Source organism: Amycolatopsis halotolerans (assembly GCF_042647905.1).
Classification (GTDB): Bacteria; Actinomycetota; Actinomycetes; order Mycobacteriales; family Pseudonocardiaceae; genus Amycolatopsis; species Amycolatopsis halotolerans.
Genome location: NZ_JBHRWI010000020.1, coordinates 308,352 through 329,119, shown reverse-complemented (window position 1 = coordinate 329,119; position 20,768 = coordinate 308,352). Strand labels below are relative to the sequence as shown.

At 68.4% G+C, this 20,768-nt stretch carries 14 protein-coding genes and 2 pseudogenes; 5 read left to right on the top strand and 11 right to left on the bottom strand.

What is annotated here, in order from left to right; genetic code table 11:
- Window positions 1-234: 234 nt before the first annotated feature.
- Window positions 235-3,249: a DEAD/DEAH box helicase gene (locus ACFORO_RS16590; RefSeq protein ID WP_377867887.1), complete on the top strand. Its 3,015-nt coding sequence runs from the start codon at window positions 235-237 to the stop codon at window positions 3,247-3,249.
- A 46-nt stretch (window positions 3,250-3,295) separates the two neighbouring features.
- Here the strand turns inward: ACFORO_RS16590 and ACFORO_RS16585 are convergent, their stop codons facing one another.
- The 11 genes and pseudogenes from ACFORO_RS16585 to ssd form a co-directional block, all read right to left on the bottom strand.
- The gene (locus ACFORO_RS16585) at window positions 3,296-3,916 is read right to left on the bottom strand and encodes a bifunctional DNA primase/polymerase (protein ID WP_354748293.1); all 621 of its coding nucleotides are present in this window, start codon (window positions 3,914-3,916) and stop codon (window positions 3,296-3,298) included.
- A gap of 1,118 nt (window positions 3,917-5,034) precedes the next feature.
- A complete protein-coding gene (locus ACFORO_RS16580) occupies window positions 5,035-5,397 on the bottom strand; it encodes an Rv3654c family TadE-like protein (protein ID WP_377867888.1) in 363 nt (120 codons plus the stop codon).
- Window positions 5,394-5,732: a TadE family type IV pilus minor pilin gene (locus tag ACFORO_RS16575; protein WP_377867889.1), complete on the bottom strand. Its 339-nt coding sequence runs from the start codon at window positions 5,730-5,732 to the stop codon at window positions 5,394-5,396. Before ACFORO_RS16575 ends, ACFORO_RS16580 begins: the two co-directional genes overlap by 4 nt.
- Entirely contained in the window at window positions 5,732-5,896 is a 165-nt protein-coding gene (locus tag ACFORO_RS16570; protein ID WP_344265646.1) for a DUF4244 domain-containing protein, read from the bottom strand. The genes ACFORO_RS16575 and ACFORO_RS16570 overlap by 1 nt, the downstream gene beginning before the upstream one ends.
- A gap of 30 nt (window positions 5,897-5,926) precedes the next feature.
- Window positions 5,927-6,337: a type II secretion system F family protein gene (locus tag ACFORO_RS16565; protein ID WP_377867890.1), complete on the bottom strand. Its 411-nt coding sequence runs from the start codon at window positions 6,335-6,337 to the stop codon at window positions 5,927-5,929.
- 281 nt (window positions 6,338-6,618) lie between these two features.
- The gene (locus ACFORO_RS16560) at window positions 6,619-7,380 is read right to left on the bottom strand and encodes a type II secretion system F family protein (protein ID WP_377896590.1); all 762 of its coding nucleotides are present in this window, start codon (window positions 7,378-7,380) and stop codon (window positions 6,619-6,621) included.
- Between the two features lie 272 nt (window positions 7,381-7,652).
- Window positions 7,653-7,937, bottom strand: a pseudogene (locus tag ACFORO_RS16555) (TadA family conjugal transfer-associated ATPase); the annotation flags it as partial.
- 9 nt (window positions 7,938-7,946) lie between these two features.
- Window positions 7,947-10,469 (bottom strand): tyrosine-type recombinase/integrase, encoded by a 2,523-nt coding sequence (locus ACFORO_RS16550; protein ID WP_377867892.1) that lies wholly within the window; start codon window positions 10,467-10,469, stop codon window positions 7,947-7,949.
- Window positions 10,470-10,618: 149 nt separating this feature from the next.
- Window positions 10,619-11,743, bottom strand: a pseudogene (locus ACFORO_RS16545) (tyrosine-type recombinase/integrase); the annotation flags it as partial.
- Window positions 11,727-12,677 carry a TadA family conjugal transfer-associated ATPase gene (locus ACFORO_RS16540; RefSeq protein ID WP_377867893.1) on the bottom strand — a complete coding sequence of 317 codons (951 nt, stop codon included), beginning with the start codon at window positions 12,675-12,677 and terminating at the stop codon, window positions 11,727-11,729. The gene ACFORO_RS16540 and the pseudogene ACFORO_RS16545, both read right to left, overlap by 17 nt.
- The gene (gene ssd, locus ACFORO_RS16535; protein WP_377867894.1) at window positions 12,678-13,736 is read right to left on the bottom strand and encodes a septum site-determining protein Ssd; all 1,059 of its coding nucleotides are present in this window, start codon (window positions 13,734-13,736) and stop codon (window positions 12,678-12,680) included.
- A gap of 690 nt (window positions 13,737-14,426) precedes the next feature.
- Between ssd and ACFORO_RS16530 the strand changes: the two genes are divergently transcribed.
- The 4 genes from ACFORO_RS16530 to ACFORO_RS16515 all read left to right on the top strand — a co-directional run bounded on the left by ACFORO_RS16530 (window position 14,427) and on the right by ACFORO_RS16515 (window position 20,746).
- A complete protein-coding gene (locus tag ACFORO_RS16530) occupies window positions 14,427-15,248 on the top strand; it encodes an HAD family hydrolase (protein WP_354748279.1) in 822 nt (273 codons plus the stop codon).
- A gap of 664 nt (window positions 15,249-15,912) precedes the next feature.
- Window positions 15,913-17,712, top strand: a complete 1,800-nt coding sequence (locus tag ACFORO_RS16525; RefSeq protein WP_377868079.1) for a glycoside hydrolase family 3 protein — start codon at window positions 15,913-15,915, stop codon at window positions 17,710-17,712.
- On the top strand, window positions 17,709-18,980 hold the full coding sequence (locus ACFORO_RS16520; RefSeq protein WP_377867895.1) for an exo-beta-N-acetylmuramidase NamZ family protein: 1,272 nt from the start codon (window positions 17,709-17,711) through the stop codon (window positions 18,978-18,980). Before ACFORO_RS16525 ends, ACFORO_RS16520 begins: the two co-directional genes overlap by 4 nt.
- 11 nt (window positions 18,981-18,991) lie before the next feature.
- Window positions 18,992-20,746, top strand: coding sequence for a serine hydrolase (locus tag ACFORO_RS16515; RefSeq protein ID WP_377867896.1), 1,755 nt, complete (start codon window positions 18,992-18,994; stop codon window positions 20,744-20,746).
- Window positions 20,747-20,768: the final 22 nt, after the last annotated feature.

The following is a 20,768-nucleotide window of genomic DNA, read 5'->3' as shown; positions in this document are numbered from 1 at the left end:
TACCCGGCGCGCCTGCACTGGCGGGGATCTGTGCCGAAGGACACGCTAGCCGTGCAAGCAATGCACGTCTCACATGACGCTCGCCACAGTGGGTGTGGATCGAGGGAGTGTATTGGTAGTGATCTGCGCGTCCGCAATGCGTCCCGGCGACAGCACGTTCGGTAACCTTGTGTGATTGGTCACTGGATCGATCTCGGCCAGGTTTTGTCGGTGCCCTGTGCGAAGCTTCGGCACGTGGTGGGAGAGCGAGGACGGAGGCTGCTGGACCGGGTCACAGCGGGGATCCCGGCGCACGAGAATCCGGTGACGCACGTGTCCCGGCTGCCGGAACGCGCGGCCCGGCACGAGCCGTGGCCGGAGTGGGCGGAGCCGTCGGTGGTGGCCGCGTTCGGCGCGGCCGGAGTCGAAAAACCGTGGCGGCACCAGGCGGAGGCGGCTTCGCTGGCGCATTCGGGCACGCACGTCGTGGTGTCCACCGGCACCGCGTCCGGGAAGTCGCTGGCGTATCAGCTGCCGGTGCTCAGCGCGCTGACCGCGGACCCGCGGGCGACCGCGCTGTACCTCTCGCCGACGAAGGCGCTCGGCGCTGATCAGCTGCGTGCGGTGTCCTCTTTGGACGTCCGCGGAGTGCGCGCGGCGGCGTACGACGGCGACACCCCGATGACAGAGCGCGACTGGGTCCGCGCGCACGCGAACTGGGTTTTCAGCAACCCCGACATGCTGCACCGCGGCATCCTTTCGGCGCACTCCCGATGGACGCAGTTCTTCCGCCGGTTGCGGTACGTCGTGGTCGACGAATGCCACAGCTATCGCGGCGTCTTCGGCTCGCACGTCGCGCTGCTGCTGCGCCGCCTGCGCCGGGTGGCGGAGCACTACGGCGCTTCACCGGTGTTCGTGCTGGCGTCGGCGACCACCGCCTCGCCTGCCTCTTTCGCCACGCGCCTCACCGGGGTGGAGTGCTCCGCGGTCACCGACGACGCGTCTCCGCGCGGGGCACGCACGGTCGCGCTGTGGGAGCCGCCGCTGCTCGACGAGCTGACCGGCGAGAACGGCGCGCCCGTCCGGCGTCCGGCCGGGGTCGAGACCGCACGGATTCTCACTGAACTGGTCGTCGAAGGCGCGCGATCGCTGGCCTTCGTCCGCTCCCGTCGCGGTGCCGAACTGACCGCGCTCGGCGCTCGCCGCCTTCTGTCCGAAGTGGACCCTCGGCTGGCGGATACCGTTGCCGCTTATCGATCCGGCTATCTCCCTGAAGAGCGTCGGGCCCTGGAGCAAGCCCTGCTCTCGGGCCGCCTGCTAGGTGTCGCGACCACGAATGCCCTGGAGCTGGGCGTCGACATCGCCGGCCTGGACGCCGTGGTTTTGGCGGGCTATCCCGGCACCCTCGCGTCTTTCTGGCAGCAATCCGGCCGCGCTGGCCGTTCGGGCGATGAGGCGCTGGTGGTGTTCGTCGCGCGAGACGATCCGCTCGACACCTACCTCGTGCACCATCCGGCCGCGTTGCTGGAACGCCCAGTGGAAACGGCGGTGCTGGACCCGACGAACCCTTACGTGCTGGGCCCGCAGCTCGCGTGCGCCGTCGCGGAACTGCCGCTCACCGAACCAGAACTGGAAACCTTCGGCGGCGCCGCGGCCCGGGCGGTGCTGGCGGATCTGGCGGCGGAGAAGCTGCTGCGCCGTCGTTCCAGCGGTTGGTACTGGACTTCACGCGACCGCCCGCACGCGGACGTCGGCATCCGCGGCTCAGGCGGCGACCAGATCGCGGTAGTGGAAGCGGACTCGGGTCGAATGCTGGGCACCGTCGACCCCGGCTCGGCCTGTTACTCGGTGCACCCCGGCGCGGTGTATTTGCATCAGGGTTCGTCGTATGTCGTCGATGAGCTGGATTTGGAGACGGGCCTCGCGCTCGTGCACGCGGAGGATCCGGACTGGACGACCTCGCCGCGCGAGATCGTGGACATTTCGGTGCTGTCGACGGAAGAACAATGCCGCCACGGCGGGGTGACGGTGTGCCTTGGCGAGGTAGCGGTGACGTCGCAGGTGGTGGGGTATCTGCGGAGGCGGCCGTCGGGTGAGGTGCTGGACCATACGCCGCTCGACCTGCCGGAACAGAGCCTTCATACGAGGGCTGTTTGGTACACGGTTTCGGGCGAACTGCTGGAGTCTCCGGCTGGGCGTGGCCAAGGTTCGGTAACAGGCTCGCGGACCGCTGGGGATCTCGGCGGAGTCGCTGCCGGGTCGGCGACCGATGGGGCGGGCGGCGAGTCGACGGGAACCGAGTACACGTCACCGGCCACCGGGAATCCCGGCCGAATCGGCGCGGGGCCAACGAGCGGCGAGGGAGCGGGAGAGCCAGCGGGGACCGGGAGTTCGCCTGACTCCGCGGAGACCGGCGGGACCGTCGCGGGGGCGGCGGCCAGCGGTGCGGTTGGCGAACCAACCGGACGCGTGTCGCCGACCATCGCGGGAATCGACGGAGCCGCTGCGGGGACAGCGGCCAGTCGGGCGACTGATGAGCCGGTGGGGACCGGAAGCGCGGAGCCAACCACTGCGGAATTCGGCGGGACCACGGCGGCACCATCGACCAGCGGTGCGGTTGGCGAACCAGTGGGGACCGAGAGCGCGGAGCCAACCGCCGCGGAATTCGGCGAGCCCGCTGCGGGGGCAGCGGGCAGCCGGGCGGCTGGAGAACCGGCGGGGACCGGGAGCGCCTCGTCGGTTGTCGGGGTAACCGGCGAAGTTTCGGGCGACCCGGCGGCTGGGCGGGGGCCCGGTGCCGGGGTCGAGATCGGTGTTGCGGTGGGACCGGTGGGGACCGGGGGTGCTGGCAGAGCACCGGGGGGCGCCGGTTTGCTTCCGGCGCGCGTCCCCGGTGCCCTGCATGCCGCCGAGCACGCGGCGATCGGCCTGCTACCGCTGTTCGCTACGTGCGACCGCTGGGACATCGGCGGGGTGTCTACCGCGTGGCACGAGGACACCGGGGAGGCGACGGTGTTCGTGCACGATGGGCATCCCGGGGGTGCGGGGTTTGCCGACCGCGGTTATGCCGCGATTGTCCCGTGGCTGGCCGCTACGCGGGAGGCGATCGTCTCCTGCGAGTGCCCGACGGGCTGCCCGTCCTGCGTCCAGTCGCCGAAGTGCGGGAACGGCAACGATCCGCTGGACAAGGCGGGGGCGGTGGCCGTACTGGGAGCCGTGCTCGGGGCGTTGCGTCAGCACGGGGAACAGTGCGGCCACGGTGGAACGTGAAGACTGTCTTCGGTTGTCGCGTGCTGCCTGCCGGGGTGGAACCGGATCAGGCGGCGGTGCTCTCGACCAGCATCGGGGCGTGCTCGTCGGCGAGGGCACGGACCAGCACGTCCTGCACCTCGGCGGCGGGCGGCAGCTGCCAGCCGCACACCTCCGGCTTCACGCGCCAGTGCACGACACCGTGCTGGAACGGCGACGGCGGCAGCGGGATGTAGCTGTCCTTGCCGTGCCACTGCACGGAAATCTCGTCCGCGAGTTCGGTCGGCAGGTGCTCGGCGGGCGAGGTGAGGAACAGCCACCGGCCGTTCGGCATCGCGACGATCGGGGCCGGGTGCCCGATCGACCGCAGCAGCCGCGCGGCGCGCTTGCCCAGTTCCTGGTCGACCTCGACCGCGTCGAGCACGGTGCCGGTCGCCACGAGCAGGCTGTGCGTGCGGTCGCTGAACCAGCTGGCGACCTCGTGGGCGTGCGAGCCGACCAGCTCACGCCACTCGTCGCGCACCGGCACCGGCCGGCGCCAGGTCAGGTCGTCCCCCTCCGCGGTGATCTCTTCCGGGGTCGCCCCCGGAAGCACCGGCCAGCCGCGCCAGGCGAGGCCGATCGCCTCCGCACGCAGTTCGATGCGGAAGGCGTTCCGCCAGCTGTCCGGCCAATTCGCGTCCAACATTGCTTTCCTGCCTTCGAGGTCCGGTTTTCGCGCCGTCCGGGTCGGGGCCGTGGTGGCGCATGTCTCACTAAACGGCAAGTTGCACATTGCGGGGAAGACTCCACGCGACAACCGGCCGTTACCGAGCGATGAACGCCCAGTAGCCCACTGTCCGGCCGATAACAACGCGCCGATCACCGGCCGCTGACCCCGCCGCCGGTCCCGCGAGAACGGGCCCACCACGGGATTCGACACTTTCTCGCCTTTCCGCACACGTGCTGACGCATCGGGTCGAGCAGTACGCTGACCTGGGAATTTAACCGTTCGGCGTCCGCCAGCGACCGCTGCTCGTGGCGTTCGCCACTCGTCGCCGGTGCCGGAAAAGTCCGGACGGACGGGGTGATCCGAGGACTGGTCACCAGTCCGGACGCGCCGCCGATGAGCGGTTCCGGCGGGTGACCGGAACACCGCTGGCGGCGGTGAGCCGCGGCGGGTTGGGAGGAGTGCGCGGGGCGGGTGGCAGGTTGCAACTCCTTTCGGCTGGGGTGGACGAGGCCGGTGCGGGGGTGGTTCGCGCGGCTGATTGGCGGGCTGGTGGTTGGTCGCTGCGGCAAGCCGCGTACCGGGATGGTGTCGGCAAATCGGGCGAGCTCGGGTGGGAATCGCTGCCCAGCTGCGCACGAGGCTGGGTTCAAGGTCCGCGGTGCGGCCAGCCACGGCATTAGCAGGCCAGGTGCCGGATTGGCCGCGTATTCCGCCGCCAATCCGGCGCGCTCGCGTGAGCCTGCCGACTCGTCACCGAGGACCTCGGAACAGCCAGCCGAGGACGGCGGCCCACCTAGGCCAAGCGACCACCGGCTACTCCGAGCAGGCCCGAAGCGCTTGCTGGGCTACCAAGGCAGACCCGCCGGACCAGCGGATGTCCTGCCGTGCGGACTCGAGATGGTTGCCCCGTCAACGGAGGCAGGCCTGCCGGACCAGCAGGTGTCCAGCCGTGCGGACTCGAGACGGTTGCCCCGTCAAAGGAGGCAGGCCCGCCGGACCAGCAGAGGCCTGCCCGAGCGTTTGCCCGCGGTTACGCGAGCAGGTCCGCTAGGCCAGCGGGTGCCTTGTCGGGCGGGCCTAGAGTGGTTGCCCGGTCAGGGAGGTTCGTCTGCTGGGCCAGCGCGGGCTTTCGCGGTTGGGGCTGGCAGGCCGAGGATCGGGGCGGCGGCGGCGCGGACTTCGATGTAAGCGTCGCGGTTGTGCCAGCGGCAGCTTGTCATCACGGCGCGTTCGTGGTCGGCGACTTCCTGGGCTCGGGCGCAGGCGGTGGTCGGTCCGGCGGCGGCGTGGGCGGCTGCGGCCAGCGCGCCTAGGTCGGCGGCGGCTTCGGTGCGGTGGCGGGCGGTGATGGCCGCAGCTAGCCACCACACCAGGATTGTCAGGGTGATCAGGGTGGCTGCGGCTAGGGCGGTCCAGATTGTGGCGACGCCGGCGTCGGGCGGTTCTTCTTGGGTCATGGGGCTTGGCCTGGTTCGACGATGGCGTAGGCGGTTGCGCTCAGGTGGAGGGCCGCCAATGCGTCAGTGGTTACTTCGGCAGTGAGGCCGTCGCCGGTGCGGTGGATGGTGAGGTGTGCGCCGTGCGGGGCAATGGTTTGGACCACTGCGTCGGCGGCTCCTGGTTGTCCGGACGCGGTGAGGCGGGCGGCTTCGCGGGCGGCGTCCAGGCATCGGAGGTGCCCGGCGATCGCGCTGGTACCTGCGAGGAGCAGCGCCAGCACGGCGGTCAGCGCGCCCAAGGACAGAGCGGCTTCTACCGTGACGAATCCGCCGTCCCGGCGACGGCTGGCCATCAGGTGGCCACCGTCAGGGCTTTTTGCACCAGTCCGGCCAACGCCGCGGAGACCGAGTCTCCGCTGAGGAGCACGTAGAGCGCCACGGCGAACGCTGCCGCGGCTACCGTGCCGATGGCGTATTCGGCGGTGGTGGTGCCCTCGTCTCCCGGCAGGAACCACATGGTCGGATTTCCTTTCTGTCGTGGATGGGTTCACAGCAGGCCGCCGATTCGTCCGGCGAGGCCGAGTACGACCGGCAGCACGCCGAGGGCGAAGAACGCTGGCAGGAAGCACAAACCGACCGGCAGGGCCAGGGCGACTCCGGCTCGTTCGGTGCGTTCTTCGGCTTCGACGCCCAGTCCGTCGCGGATGCGGTGGGCCAGGTCGGCCGCGGTCGAGGCGAGTGCTGCCCCGGACCGCGCGGTACGGGTGGCTGCGACAGCCAGTTCGGCGAAGTCTGGTCTGGCTCGGGTCGGTGCCCACGAGGGGATTGGGTCCGCGCCCAGGGCCAGCAGGTTTGCTGTTGCGTGCAGGGCGTTTTCGGTGTCCGGCGGTGCGCCGGGTGCTACGGCTTCCAGGGCGGTGGGGACTGGCATTCCGGCGCGCAGGCAGGCGGCGAGCATGTCTAGGACGGATGCTGAGCGGAGTCGTTCCGAGGTGTCGTCTGGTTTCTTGGGGTGGCGGGATCGGCGTAGGAGCCACCAGGTGCCTGCTCCGGCGGCTAGTCCTACTGGGATTCCGGTGACGACGGTTGTGGACAGACCGATGACGATTGCGGCGGCGGGGTGCCAGAGCTCTGGTCGTGGGGTGCGGTGGGGGCGGTCGCGGTTAGCCAGGTGTCGGGGCGGGGCGGTGTTTGGCCAGAGCAGTAGCGCGGCGGCGACTAGGGCGAGGGGCAGGGCGGTCATGGGGTCGCCTTGCGGTTGGTCAGGGCTCTGGACCAGGCGGCGCCTGCCCATAGCAGTGCTGCTCCAGTGACCAGGAATGCTTGTCCGATAAGGGTTTCGGTGAGGACGGCTAGCGGGTTGGCGCCGACTAGCTGGCCCATGGCCAGGCAGCCGACGGGCAACACGGTCAGGACTATCGCACTCATCCGCGGTCCGGCCATCTTTGCGTGGAGGCGACGGGCGAAGGCGACTTCGGCGTCGACGTCTCGGCGGGTGGCGTCTAGAGCGTCGGCGATGGGCAGGCCGTGGTGGCGGGCGAGGTTCCAGGATTGAGCGAGCGCGGGGAGCGCGGGCGATTCGAGGGTTCCGTCCAGGCGGGCGGCGGTAGAGAGGTTGTGCAGTTCTGCGGCTAGTTCGGGGACGGCGTCGGCGGCTGCTTCGGCGGCGGTTACTGGGTGGGCACCTGCGCGGAGTTCCGAGACCATCGTGCGGAGGACGGTTGAGGTGCGTTCGGCGCGGGTCAGGGTTTCTGCGGTTTCCTTTCTGCTGCGCCATTCCTGGCGGACTGCGAGGGTGAGCAGGGCGGTGGCTATCGCGGCGCCGATTCCGCCCAGCGGCAGGGCGATGGCGGCTGGGGCCAGCCAGAGGGACTGGCGGGGCGGGATGGGGAGGCGAAGGGGGATGCGGGGTGCCGGGAGGAGGCGGTTAGGGGTGGTTGGCCAGCACAGGATTCCGGTGCCTGCGCAGAGGAACGGCCATGCGGAGATCAACGGGGGCACCTCGATGCTGGGCGGTGGCGGGTGGGACGCGGCTATTGCAGGGAGCTTCGCCACGAGACGAAGTTGGAGGCGGACGGAGGTGCGCATGTTCCCGAGCTGGCGCGAAGTCAGTTGGGGCAAAGGCCGACTGGCGAGGGGCTCGGCGAGGCAGGCGAAGGCAGATTCGAAACCGGAGCACCGGCCGCGCCCGGTCGAGGAATTGCGGAAGTTCGTGCCGAGGCAGGCACAGAACTGAGCGCAGACGCGTAGGCGGCGGGCGGGCGCGCGGGAAGTTAGTCACGAGTTGGCTCCGGGGTCGTCAAGGCGGTGAAGAGGGAGCGGCGGCTCGTCCAGTGGCCGTCGCGCCAGACGGCGTGGGTTTTTACTTCTCCGTGGTAGCGCTGGAGTACTGCGACTTCCGTCAGGCGGCGACCCGCGGGTGTTCGGCGCATGTGGAGGATTACTCGGACTGCTGCGGCTAGTTGGCTGTGCAGGGCGTCGCGCGGGAGACCGCCTAGGGCGGCCAGCGCTTCGAGGCGGGCGGGGGCTTCTGCGGGGGAGTTCGCGTGCAGGGTGCATTCTCTGAACTAAGAATGCCCTGTCTGGCCTGCGGATACCAACGTCGCGGCGGGCTGGCTGGCGGTTCTGCCGGTTACTTCGGCGAAGGTTGGGGTGCCGAGGTTGATGGTTGTGGCTCGGCGTGTGCGTTGGTCGAGTTGGGCAAGTTTGTCTTCGGCGGCGGCGAGGCTGACGTTGAGGTTCTCGGCTTCGCCGAGCCAGCCTTCCTGTTCGGCTTCGGCGATCCGGGCGGTGAGGTTGTCGCGGATCTCTTCGAGTCGGCGTTTCTGGTCTGGGGAGACGCGCAGGACTGGGCAGCGAACGCAGCTGTGTTCGTGCTGGCAGCTGGTGCCGTATGCTCGTCCGCATTCGCCGAGGGCGACTTTGCGTCGCTCGAAGTGGCCGAGGAACTCGGCCCATTCGGCGTCGGTGGGGACTCGGTATTCCTCGGTTGGGCGCAGGGCTCGGCGGCGGGCGATGAATGCGCGGTGGCCGTTGATGGCTTCTTGGGCGTAGACGGCTTTGTAGCCCATGGTGGTGTTGATGTCTTTGTGTCCCAACAGAAGTTGAGCGATGTGTGGTGGCATTCCGTTCGCGATGGCTTCGGTGGTGAAGATTCTTCTGAAGTCGTGCAGCTGGTAGTGCAGAGGCTGGCCGCTGACGTCGGTGAGTCCTGTGGCCTCAAGGATCTCGTTGATGGATCGGCGGATGAGGGCGACGGAGACTGCGCGTTGCTGGCCTGCGGTGTGCCATTGGAAGAGCAGGGGCATGGGGTCCATCCAGACCCTTTCCTGCATGTCGTAGAAGGGTGTCAGCGGGACTGCTCCGTCGCCGCGTCGGATGCGGCTGATGATGGCGCTGATGACGTCGGCCAGTTCGGGGCTGATGACCAGGAGCCGTTCCTGGTCGGTTTTGGACGGAGCGACCTGCAGCAGCGGTATGAGTTCGCCGGTGTCGGGCAGCGTGTATTGGGTGATGCTGTGGTGGCTGGTCTCGAGCATTTCCTCGATCCGGACGCCGGTGTGGCGCAGGAATTCGACCGCGGCCCAGCCGAGGAACGCCCGGTGTTCTTCTTTCCCGAGGAAGCGCAGTCGGCCGTTGTGGTCGTAGGCGCTGGTGGTTTTGCTCGGGTCGGGGTCGACGAGGTTGGTGACTTTGGTGAATGGTTCGCCGAGGGCTGTGAAGGCGGCTCCGGGCGGGGCGGCGCGGACGGCGTCCAGGCGTGTCCGGGCGTCTCGCAGCCGCTGTTCGGCGGTGCGGACCAGGACGGGCAGGACGGGCAGTCGTTCCCGGGTGCGCTGGTCCATCTTCGCTTTGACGCGGGAGGCGTGTTTTTTGTAGCTGATTTCCGTGCTGCTGACCGGGCTGGGGGCGGCCCATGGTCCCCAGCGGGCGGGGTTGTCCAGTGCCCATTGGGCGATGTCGAGGTAGAACGCGCGGACTGAGCCCACGAGTCCGAGGTAGCCGGAGCGTGGGCTGGCCACTTCTGCGGTTGTGCCGTCGGGCATGCGTTCGCGTGTGACTTTGGTGCGCAGGCGTTGTTTCCAGGCGGCGGCGACGTCTTTGGGCAGGTGGATCGAGTCGATCCCCGGGTTGTGTTGTTCGAGGTTTTTCCAGAAGTGGTTGGCCAGTGTTCGGGACAGGACTTCGAGGCTGGTGTAGTCGAGGGCCGATTGGCGTTCGGCGAGGTAGTCGACGATGAGGTCCCTGATCGGCTTGCTCTCGATCCCGTAGCGGTCGACGAGCTGCTCGACGGTCAGCTGACCGGAGTGGACGTTGAAGTACCTGAGCGTGGCCGGAGCGTCCGGCGGGAAGGTCCCCATGTCCCGGAGAAGGGAGTAGAACAGGGCTCCGCCGTAGCTTCCGCCCTTCGGGAGCTTCGCTTCCGCGGTACGGAGCTCAAGGCAGTCGCCGACGGTGATGTCGGCGATCGCGCCGCCTTTGGCTATCACGATTGTTGCGACCTGAACGATTGCCCTGAGGACGAATCGGCTGGATGTCTCGACGGCCTCTGTCCCCAGTTCTTCGAGCCGCGCGAACCCTGCGGGGTCGCGGTGGGCGGCGAAGGCGGCTGCCCGGTGCCGGGAACGGTTGGTCGCCAGGAGAAAGTCCAGTTCAGGCCGGATCGCGTCCGCCACGAGCAGGCTCAGCAATCCGGCCCTGAGTCCTGCGGGGTTCGGGTTTTCGCCTCGCCCGATCAGCCATGTTTGGAGGGGGTCGAGCCATCGCGGCCCGAGGTCGGAGGCGGGGCTGGCCTGCCATCGTTGCTGCCAGGTGGTTCCGGGGAATGTCTCCAGCCACGACAGAATCCGGCGGGCGCCGTAGCGGCGGTGGGACTGTGCGCTGCTTTCCCTGGCTCTGAACTCGGCGTGGTCGACGCGGGCGAGGATCTCGTCGCGGCCGGCCGCTGTCGCGGGCCAGCTGCCCGGGGTGCTGCGGGCGGGGAACTGGAGCATCAGCTTGCGGGCTGCTTCGCCGGCGAAGCTGGACGAGTTGTAGGGGGCGTGCGCGTCCTGGGTGTGCTGACCGGCCGTGCGGGTGCTGGCGGTCATGCTCGTCCTCCGAGGATGGTCTTCAGCGAGTCGGGGTTGTAGCCGGAACCCGGTGACGCTGTTGCGGGCTCCGGTCGGGCTTTGCCCTCGGCCTGGCGCTTGTGGTGGGCCAGGGCGCTCGCGATGACGTCGTCGGCGGTGGGGGCGGTGTAGATCTGTGTGGTGCTCAGGCTGGCGTGGCCGAGGATCTGCTGGACGTCGGTGATCGGCATGTCGGGGTCCTGGGCCATGCGGTAGGCAGCGGTGTGCCGGAGGTCGTGGAGGGAATAGTTCGAGCCCAGCAGGGTTTGGGCGCGAACGAGCATGGCTCGGGCGGCCGGGTAGGCGAGCTGACGCCAGGGGCGCCGCAGCGTGCACCACAATGGCTCGGCGGGGCCGCGAGGAGCACCCTTGCGCCAGAGTTCTTCCTGGTAGAGCCGCAACCACACGAATGCGTCCGGCGAGGCGGGCAGCCACTGGAACGCCCCGCTGCCTTTGCGGGTGACCCCGATCAGCTGTTCGCCCGGGTCGGCGTGCTGTTGCGCGACGGTGAGGAGTTCCTCGGAGCGGGCGGCGGAGGAGACCCAGAACGAGAGCAGCGCGCGGTCTCGGTTGTGGTTCAAGCTCGCGAACAGGTCGTTGAACAGGCTGTCGGGGATCCGCTTCGGGATCCGTTTGGCCGTCTTCGGCCGGTAGCGGCCTGTCCGCTCTTTCTTGAACGGATCGAGCGGGTTGTGGTGGGCGTTGGCCCTGCTCGTTCGGCGGGACCGGTCCAGCGGGAACGGGTTGATGATCGGCCCGGTCCCCGCGTCCAGGTGGAAGTCGTAGAACTCCCGCAGGACCGATTCCGCGTGGGCTCGGGTCGACGCCGCGTATTTCCTGCCCGGCAAGGGTTTCCCGGTTACGGGGTTGACGCCGCCTGCGGGCGGCCGGGGCGTCGTGTCTTGTGCTTCGGGGGCTTGCTTGTGGCGCCAGTGGGGCCGGACGGGTTTGTCCGCGATTTGCATCCACCGCATGAAATCTCGTGCCTCTGCGTGCGTCGCCTGGTTCCACGCGACATCGACCGCGGCGAGGAAACGCCACCACCGCAACAGATCGTTCCCGTAGGAGTAGAGCGTCGTTTTCGACGCGGCGGCTGCCTGCAACTCCGCGAAGTACTCGGCTGCCGGTGCCACCTCGGTGCCGTCAGCGTCGAGCAGGCGGTACGGCGTCCACGCGTCACCGGTCGCGACCAGCCGACCGACCCCGGGCAGCACAAGTGCGGCGAGATCTCGATGATCACCCTGAGAACGCATGGCAGGGGAAGCTAGCAGCAACCCGCCTGACCTGCAAAAACACCCGAATTAGTTCAGTCAACGGGCAGGCGCCGCCGTCGTGGCCGGTGTTCATGGCGTTCAGCAGGGAGCACACTTCTGCGCCTCGGACTTCTCCGACGACCAGGCGGTCTGGGCGCATTCGCAGGGCCTGGCGGACCAGCTCTGGGAGTTCCACCGCGCCTGCGCCTTCTACGTTGGCGGGACGGGCGACGAGGCTGACGAACTGGGGATGGGTCGGGCGTAGTTCGCCGGCGTCTTCTACGCAGACGATGCGTTCGGTCGGGGCTACCGCGCCCAGCAGGGCGCTCAGAAGGGTCGTTTTTCCGGCGCCGGTGCCACCGGTGACGAGGAAGGCTAGGCGGTGCTTGAGGATTGCTTGGAGGATGCTCAGGGCGGTTGCGTCGATGCAGCCGTGTGCTTGGAGTGCGGCGAGGTCGTGAGTCACCGGGCGTAGGACGCGCAGCGACAGGCAGGTGCCGTTGGCGGCGATGGGCGGCAGTACGGCGTGGACGCGGATTCGGCCTTGGCGGGCGGGGAGCCAGCCGTCTACGTAGGGCTGGGCGTCGTCTAGGCGGCGGCCTGCGGCTAGGGCTAGGCGTTGCGCCAGGCGGCGGACGGCGTCCTCATCGGGGAAGCGGATTGTCGTTTGGGAGAGGCCAAGGGGGCCGTCGGTCCATACCTCGTCGGGGGCGGTTACCAGGACGTCGGTGATGGTGTCGTCTTCCAGCAAAGGGGCCAACGGGCCTGCACCTACGAACTCGTCGCGGGCTTGGCGGACGGCGGCCAGTACGGCGTCGTGGCTGAGGGCGCCGCCAGCTTCTGCGCGGACGGCTTCGGCCAGGGCGATGGGGTCGGTGCCTCGGCTTTCGCCTGCCAGGCGGTGGCGGACGCGTTCTACTAGGTCGGTCGTCATTTACGCGGCCTGCGCGAGAGAAAGGGGACGCAGGTCGGCCAGTACCGCGCGGGCGGCGGTGGCCAGTGCGCCTTTGGGAGGCAAGTCGAATTCGCCGGATTCCAAGGTGGTGGCTACGCGGCGTTCTGGGGGCACGGAGGCAAGCACGGGCGGTCCTAGCATGCCTGCGGTCTGCGCGGCTGAGACACCGTCGATGGGGTGTCCACTTGCGACTATCGCGAAACGTTCGGTGTGCGGGCGGAGGTGGTTCAGGACCTGTTTCGCTGCCATGCAGGCGCGGAATTCGACGGGGACGACCAGCACGATCAGGTCGGCGACGGAAGCGACAGTGACTGTGCCGTCGTCGAAATGGCGGGGTAGATCGCAGACGACGGTGCGGCCGGCGCGGCTTCCCGCGGTGACCACTGCCGACAGGGCTCTTGGGGTCGGGCCATCGCCGGAGCGGCCGCAGGACAGGACGGGGAGCTTGCCGCGACTGGGGAGTGAAGCGATCAGGGACGGGACGGAGACTCGGCCGGACAAGCGAACTTCCGGCCATCGCAGGCCTTTCGTGTGTTCCAGGCCTAGCGGGAGGTCCAATCCGCCGCCTAGTGGATCGCAGTCGACTAATAGCGCGGGGCCGGTGCGGGCGGCTTCGACGGCGACTGCGGCGGCCAGTACGGAGGTGCCGGAACCGCCTCGGCCGCCTACGAAAGCTACTACTGGGCCTGGGGATTCGGCTGGGGCGTCGGTGACATCGGCGAACGCGCCCGTCAAGCCCGCTTCGTCGTCGGGCAGGCTGAAGACTCGGCGGGCACCGAGTGCGGCCGCGCGGCGCCAGGTTTCCAATCCGGGCGTGCCTTTGCAGACGAGGACGACGCTGTCGCGCGGTGGCATTGGCGGGCTGTCAGCGGCGATGTCCTCGTCCAGCACTACGAGCGGGGCGCGCGCCCATCGTCCGCGTGCGGTGGCCAGGTCTGGTGCGTGGTCGAACTCGCAGCCGACTACGGCGGCGACGCGGCGAATCTCTTCGAAGACGGTTCCCTCGCCGGAGACGACGAGCGGTTGTGCGGTGGCCATGTGCCCCTCCCCTGGGTTTCGCGGGCCGGACCTCCACCGTCGCTCGTCGCCGGAGCGGGCGGCAATGCCTGTTTTTCCGTCCTGTGGATAACCGGGGGGTTGTGGACAACCGGAGGGGCGAAATCGATCCAGAACCGCCGGAGTGTCCGTCCGCTCTGGACAATGCGCGGGCCCGCACATTCGGACGAGAAAACGATTGCTGCGGAGAACCTCCGGAAAATCAAGTGAAAAGAAGAAATTTGCCGTACTGAGACGAGTAACTGGCACAACAGCAGGAGGAAACGCAGAAAAGGTAAGCGCGCGGTTAATTGATCTTGCTCGCAACGCGCACGGCGAACGACCGAGACCGCCCAGGTCAGGGCCGGAAACACAGGCCACGCAACAATTTCGGGGCAGACCTGAAAATTGTTCGCCGATGCGAAAACGGGGAGAATAGAAGGCGGCCCTCGCCAGGGGGGAGGGACGAGGGCCGCCAGGGGTTCAGCCCCGGGGGGTCGGACTGAACCAGCCCGGTTCACGACCGGGTCTGCTCACTGTAACTCCGTTAGCTATGAGTTGGCTGTGTGAGTGACACATACGATTCGATAACGGCACCCGAGGCCGCAAGCGAGCCGATGTCATCGATTTTCCGGCCGCCGCCACGACCGGTGTGCTGCCAACAACGCGGCGCGGTACGCCTATCCTGATCACGTGGCCGAACCCCGCAGCGAAGAAGCACCCCGGCGCGTAGCCGCCTTCTTCGATCTCGACAAGACGATCATCGCGTCGTCCAGCGCGCTCGCGTTCAGCAAGCCGTTGCTGCGCGAAGGACTGATCAACCGTCGCGCAGCGCTGCGAAGTGCTTACGCGCAACTGGTTTTCTCGCTCGCCGGCGCGGACGCGGACAAGACCGAGCGGATGCGCGCCGAGGTTTCCGCGCTGTGCGCGGGCTGGGATGTCGCGCAGGTTTCCGCCATCGTGCGCGAAACATTGCACGACGTAGTCGATCCGCTCGTCTACGTAGAGGCGACCGACCTCATCGCGCGGCACCTCGCCGACGGGCACGACGTGATCGTGCTTTCCGCGACCGGCGAGGAGGTCGCCGCCCCCGTCGCGGAGATGCTCGGCGCGACCCGATGCGTCGCCACCCGCATGGAGATCGTCGGCGGCCGCTACTCCGGCGAGGTCGATTTCTATTGCTACGGCGAGAACAAAGCCGTCGCCGCGAAGCAGCAAGCCGCCACCTACGGCTACGACCTCGCCGACTGCTTCGCCTACACCGATTCCAGCACCGACATCCCCCTGCTGGAGGTGGTGGGCCACCCGCACGCGGTGAACCCGGACAAGCTGCTGCGCCGCACCGCGGACGAGCACGAGTGGCCGGTCCTCGCGTTCGAGCGGCCGATGTCGCTGCGCACGCGCATCCCGGCCAAGTCCGCGGGGATGGTCGCGCTCGGCGTGGGCGCGGTCGCGGCGGGCGCGACCTGGTACAGCCTGAGCCGTCGCCGCCGGTCTCGCGGCGCGGACGGCTGAGTACCCGCGTGGCGGTACCAAAACTCCGGTTTCCGCAGCTAGGTCCGTTGCTGAGGGTGGTGCTGTCACCGGATCGAGCCTCTGTACCGGTGCACCCGTACGCGCACTTGAAGTGACCGCGCTCACGGCGTAGAAAGTAGGTGCGGACGTTGATTCGGCCAGGACAGAGGTAGAAGAGAAGCCTCGGTCACCCCGGTTAACCTCCGTGCGCGGACTCCGGGTACCCACGCGCAGCACGCCGCGGGAGGCTCGTCGTCTAGGGACTGCGTACCGGGACGCCGGACGCCGAGTCCATGAAGGTACGACCAGAGTTGCACGCTTGGTCGCCCGAGATGTTCGCGCTGACTGGCGGCGCCCGTTGGCCTCGGCTGACGGGCGCCGCCAGTGTTTATGTCCAGGCAGGCGCAGTGATGTCCGAAGCGAGCGCAGCGGACCGAGCCAGGCTCGAAGAAATCCGCGCGCGGCCGTGCCCACACCAGGCGCCGTCCTCCCAGGTGAACCCTGCCGTTCCTGCGCTCGGCCGATGGACAACCCCGTATCGCGGTGAGTAGCTTCCCGATACCGGTGCTGCCCGGTGGACGCTTCACGACTCGCGTCCGCACCCGCGGCGGCACGCGACACTGGGAGGCAATTCGTGACGAACCGACTCGCGCGCACGCGGAGGATGCAGGTGTTCGCCGTTCCCCTTGCGGGGGTGCTCGCCGTCGGGGGGTTGAGTTCCTCGGCGTTCGCGGCACCGAAACAGCAGCAGACACCCCAGCAGCAGGCGGCGCAGCTCGACGCCGCCGCGGCACAGGCGCTGCGCGGCATGAGCCTCGAAGAAAAAGTGGGGCAGCTGTTCGTCACGTGGGTGAACGGCAAGTCCGCGGACGAGGTCAACCCCAAGAACCAGAGCGACTTCGGCGTCGACACCGCCGCACAGGCCGTGCAGAAGTACCACCTCGGCGGCGTCATCTACTTCCACAACACCAGCCGCGACAACTTCGAGAGCCCCACGCAGGTCGCGAAGCTGTCCAACGGCCTGCAGCGCGCCGCGATCTCCAGCGGAGCGCACATTCCGCTGCAGATCGGGACCGACCAGGAGGGCGGCACGGTCACGCGGATGGGCGCGCCGGCCACCGAGTTCCCCAATTCGATGGCCATCGCCGCCGGACGCGACACCGGCAGCGCGACCAAGGCCGCCACGATTCTCGGCCACGAGCTGCGCGCGGTCGGCATCAACCAGGACTACGCGCCGGACGCGGACGTCAACTCCAACCCGGCCAACCCGGTGATCGGCGTCCGGTCGTTCTCCGGACGACCGGACCTGGCCAGCAGTTTCGTGACCGCGGAGGTCAAGGGCTACCAGGAATCCGGACCGGCGAGCCAGACCGTCTCGTCCACCGCGAAGCACTTCCCCGGCCACGGCGACGCGGCGACCGACAGTCACACCGGGTTGCCGAAGATCACTCGCACCGAGGCGGAATGGCGGGCGATCGACGTGCCGCCGTTCAAGGCCGCGATCGCCGCGGGCATCGACTCGATCATGAGCGCGCACATCCAGTTCCCGAGCCTCGACCCGTCCGGCGAGCCGGCGACGCTGTCGAAACCGATCATCACCGGCAAGCTGCGCGGCGAGCTCGGCTACAACGGCGTCGTGATCACCGACTCGCTCGAGATGCAGGGCGTGCGGGAGATGCACAGCGACGCCGAAATCCCCGTCCTCGCTCTGAAAGCGGGCGTGGATCAGCTGCTCATGCCGGTGCATCTGGACGTCGCGATCAACGCCGTGCTCGCCGCGGTGAAGTCCGGCGACCTGCCGATGCAGCGGATCGACCAGAGCGTGCTGCGGGTGCTGAAGCTCAAGCTGAAGCGCGGAATCCTGTACGCGCCGTTCAACAACCCTTCGCAGGTCATGAAGAAGGTCGGTACGCCGGAACACCTGGCGACCGCGCAGGGCATCGCCGACCGGTCGGTCACCGCGATCGCCAACGACGCCGGAGTGCTGCCGCTCAAGCAGAAGCCGTCGACCGCACTGGTCACCGGTTGGGGCGCGACCACGACGCAAACGCTTGCCGCCCGCTTCAATGCGCACGGCACGAAGGCAACCGCGCTGGCCACTGGGCAGACGCCGACCGACGCGCAGATCGCCGAGGCCGCCGCAGCCGCGAAGCAGAACGACGTCGTCGTGGTGTTGACCAACAACCTCGGCGGATTCCCCTTGCAGGGCAAGCTTCTTCAGGCGTTGATGGACACCGGCAAGCCGGTGGTCGCGGTCGCCGCGCAGATCCCGTACGACGCCGGGTACGCGAACCCGGTGCCGACCTGGCTCGCCACCTACGGCTACATCACGCCGTCGCTCGAAGCGCTGGCCAAGGTCGTGCTCGGCGAGACGAAGCCCAGCGGGAAGCTGCCGGTCGACGTCCCGGCCGGGGCGGACGTGCACACCGTCAAGTACCCCTTCGGACACGGACTGACCTGGTGACTCTCAACCGCAGGAATTTCCTGGCCGTTCCGGCGCTCGCCGTCCCAGTACTGGCGAGCGGCTCCGCGGCGGCACAAGCAACACCCGAAGCAGCGCAAACCGAACTGGAACACCGGGTCCTCACCGGTGCCGAACAGCTCGCCGCGCAGGGCTGGCGTCCGCTCGCCGGACGCAAGCTCGGCGTGCTGTCCAACCCGACGGGCGTGCTCGCCAACGGGGACCACATTGTCGACTCGATGGTCGCGGCGGGCGTACGTCCCGTCGCGGCCTTCGGGCCAGAGCACGGCTTTCGCGGCAGCGCGCAAGCCGGTGGCTCCGAAGGCGACTACACCGATCCGCGCACCGGCATCCCGGTGTACGACGCGTACGGCGCTGACGCGACGAAGCTCGCTTCGCTGTTCCAGAAAGCCGGACTCGACACTGTCGTCTTCGACATCGCTGACGTCGGCGCGCGCTTCTACACCTACATCTGGTCCTTGTACACAGCCATGGTTGCCGCAGCGAAGGTCAACGCGGCCTTCGTAGTCCTAGACCGGCCAAATCCCATTGGCGGACGACTGTCCGGCCCAGTCCTCGACCCGAAGTTCTCGTCCGGCGTCGGGCTGAAGCCGATCGCGCAGCAACACGGCATGACGGTTGGAGAACTGGCGAGGTTCTTCGCCGCCGAGTTCCTGCCCGGCGAAGGCATGAAGCTGGCGAAGCTCGAAGTCGTCCAGGTACGCGGCTGGCGACGCGACACCTTCTTCGCCGACAGCGGTCTCCGTTGGATCATGCCAAGCCCGAACATGCCGACGCCCGACACAGCACTCGTGTACCCGGGCACAGGCATGTTCGAAGGCACCGTGTTCTCCGAAGGACGCGGTACGACAAGGCCGTTCGAAATCATCGGCGCGCCTGGCCTCGACTGGCATTGGCGTGAGGAACTCGAGAAGCTCCGCCTGCCGGGCGCAGCGTTCCGCGAGATCTACTTCGTGCCCACCTTCGGCAAGTTCGTGAACCAGCCTTGCGGCGGCGTACAGGTCACCGTCACCGATCCGCGGGCCTTCGACGCGATCAGCACCACCGTCTCGATGTTCGTGACCGCCAAGCGCGTCGCGCCCGACAAATTCGGCTGGCGGCCGGACCACATGATCGACAAGCTGTCCGGATCCGCGCGGCTGCGCGCCATGGTCGACGCCGGCGCCGGGGTCGACGAGATCACCGGCGCGTGGCGCGCCGAACTCGCCGACTTCGCCCGCAGACGCCGCCCCCACCTGATCTATCGCTGAGGAGAGCGGCCATGCGTGCTAGGAAAGTGCTCGTCGCGACGTTGGCCGTACTGGTCGCGGCCACGACGACCGCGGGAGCAGCGACGATCGACAACCGACACGGCGGCTTCGCCGGGCGCTTCGACCGGCCGCAGCACGGGTTCGCCCCGGCGAGCACGAAGCTGCGCGACGGCAGTCCGGGCGAGGTCAACCTCGACCCGCAGCCGATCCGCGACGCCGAACAGTTCCTGAAGAGCTGGACGCAACCGGACGCCAGCGGGCATCCGCACTTCTCCGGCGCGGTCGGCCTGCTCGCGCACGACGGCGTGGTCGTGGACCGCTACGCCGTCGGCGGCGCGCTCCGGTACGCCGACGCCAAGGGCACCGAACTGCCGCCGGAGCAGCAGGTTCCGATGCGCGACGACACCATTTTCGACATGGCGTCGATCTCGAAGCTGTTCACCTCGATCGCCGCGCTGCAGCTGACCGAGCAGGGCAAGCTGGACGTCAACGCCCCGGTCGTGCGTTATCTGCCGGAGTTCGGCGTCAACGGCAAGCAGGACGTCACCGTGCTGCAACTGCTCACACACACCTCCGGCTTCGACGCCGACCCGTCGCCGTCGCTCTGGGCCGGCTATCCGGACATCCCGTCGCGGCGCAAGGCAGTGCTCGACAGCCCGCTCAAGAACGCGCCGGGCAGCACCTACCTGTACTCCGACCTCAACATGCTGACCCTCGGCTTCCTGATCGAGAAGCTGTCCGGCAAGCCGCTGGACCAAGTCGTGCACGACCGGATCACCGCGCCGCTCGGCATGGTCGACACCGGCTACAACCCGCCCGCGTCGAAGCTGAACCGGGTCGCCGCAACCGAATACGAAACGACCCCGCCGCGCGGCCTCGTGCGCGGACAGGTGCACGACGAGAACGCCTGGTCGCTCGGCGGCGTCGCCGGACACGCCGGCGTGTTCTCCACGGCGAGCGACATGGCCGTGCTCTCCCAGACCATCCTCAACGGCGGCAGCTACCGCGGGCACCGAATCCTTCGGCCGGACACCGTCACGAAGATGCTCACGAACTACAACCAGCGCTTCCCCGGCGACGAGCACGGGCTCGGCTTCGAGCTGGACCAGCCTTGGTACATGGGCGCGCTGGCGTCGCCGGTCAGCGCGGGCCACACCGGCTTCCCCGGCACCACGCTGGTCATCGACCCGGAATCGCGGTCGTTCGCGTTGCTGCTCACCAACCGCGTGCACCCCACGCGCACCTGGGGTTCCATCAATACCGCCCGCCAGGTCTGGGCGACCTCGCTCGCCAAGGCGATGGCCGTACGGCCGGTCGAAGGCCCCGACGCTTGGTACGCGAGCTTGGGAAACAACGGCGTCGCTACGCTCAGCACACAACCGCTTCCAGCGGGTGCGCCACTGCGCGTGTCCTTCGCCGCTTTCGTCGACACAGAGGGCCCGAGCGACCCGTTACAGCTCGAATCGAGCACCGACGGGGTTAATTGGCAACCTGTTCCGTTGCAGGCCTGTGGCCCGGGCGCACCCGAAGACGAGACCACCGCGCTCGGCGGACACGGGCACCGCTCCTGGTGGCGGGTGTCCGCGGAGGTGCCCGCGAACGCCGCCACCTCGCTCCGATGGCGTTACAGCACCGATCCGAATTACACGGGACGAGGAGTTTCCCTCGATAGTGTGAAAGTCACCCAACGCGGCCAGGTCGTTCTCGATGGTGAGCGAAACCCCTCGGAGCTGGCCTCTTCGGGATGGAAATTGAGCGTTCGGTAGGCACCCCGCCGCACATTGCCAC

What these genes read in the sequence shown, in the direction of transcription:
- ACFORO_RS16585 (WP_354748293.1), bottom strand. Translation starts at nt 3,916, where the DNA reads ATGTTGGACGCGAATTGGCCGGACAGCTGGCGGAACGCCTTCCGCATC.
- ACFORO_RS16580 (WP_377867888.1), bottom strand. Translation starts at nt 5,397, where the DNA reads ATGACCCAAGAAGAACCGCCCGACGCCGGCGTCGCCACAATCTGGACC.
- ACFORO_RS16575 (WP_377867889.1), bottom strand. Translation starts at nt 5,732, where the DNA reads ATGGCCAGCCGTCGCCGGGACGGCGGATTCGTCACGGTAGAAGCCGCT.
- ACFORO_RS16570 (WP_344265646.1), bottom strand. Translation starts at nt 5,896, where the DNA reads ATGTGGTTCCTGCCGGGAGACGAGGGCACCACCACCGCCGAATACGCC.
- ACFORO_RS16565 (WP_377867890.1), bottom strand. Translation starts at nt 6,337, where the DNA reads ATGCTCGCCGCCTGCCTGCGCGCCGGAATGCCAGTCCCCACCGCCCTG.
- ACFORO_RS16550 (WP_377867892.1), bottom strand. Translation starts at nt 10,469, where the DNA reads ATGACCGCCAGCACCCGCACGGCCGGTCAGCACACCCAGGACGCGCAC.
- ACFORO_RS16540 (WP_377867893.1), bottom strand. Translation starts at nt 12,677, where the DNA reads ATGACGACCGACCTAGTAGAACGCGTCCGCCACCGCCTGGCAGGCGAA.
- ssd (WP_377867894.1), bottom strand. Translation starts at nt 13,736, where the DNA reads ATGGCCACCGCACAACCGCTCGTCGTCTCCGGCGAGGGAACCGTCTTC.
- ACFORO_RS16525 (WP_377868079.1), top strand. Translation starts at nt 15,913, where the DNA reads ATGCAGGTGTTCGCCGTTCCCCTTGCGGGGGTGCTCGCCGTCGGGGGG.
- ACFORO_RS16515 (WP_377867896.1), top strand. Translation starts at nt 18,992, where the DNA reads ATGCGTGCTAGGAAAGTGCTCGTCGCGACGTTGGCCGTACTGGTCGCG.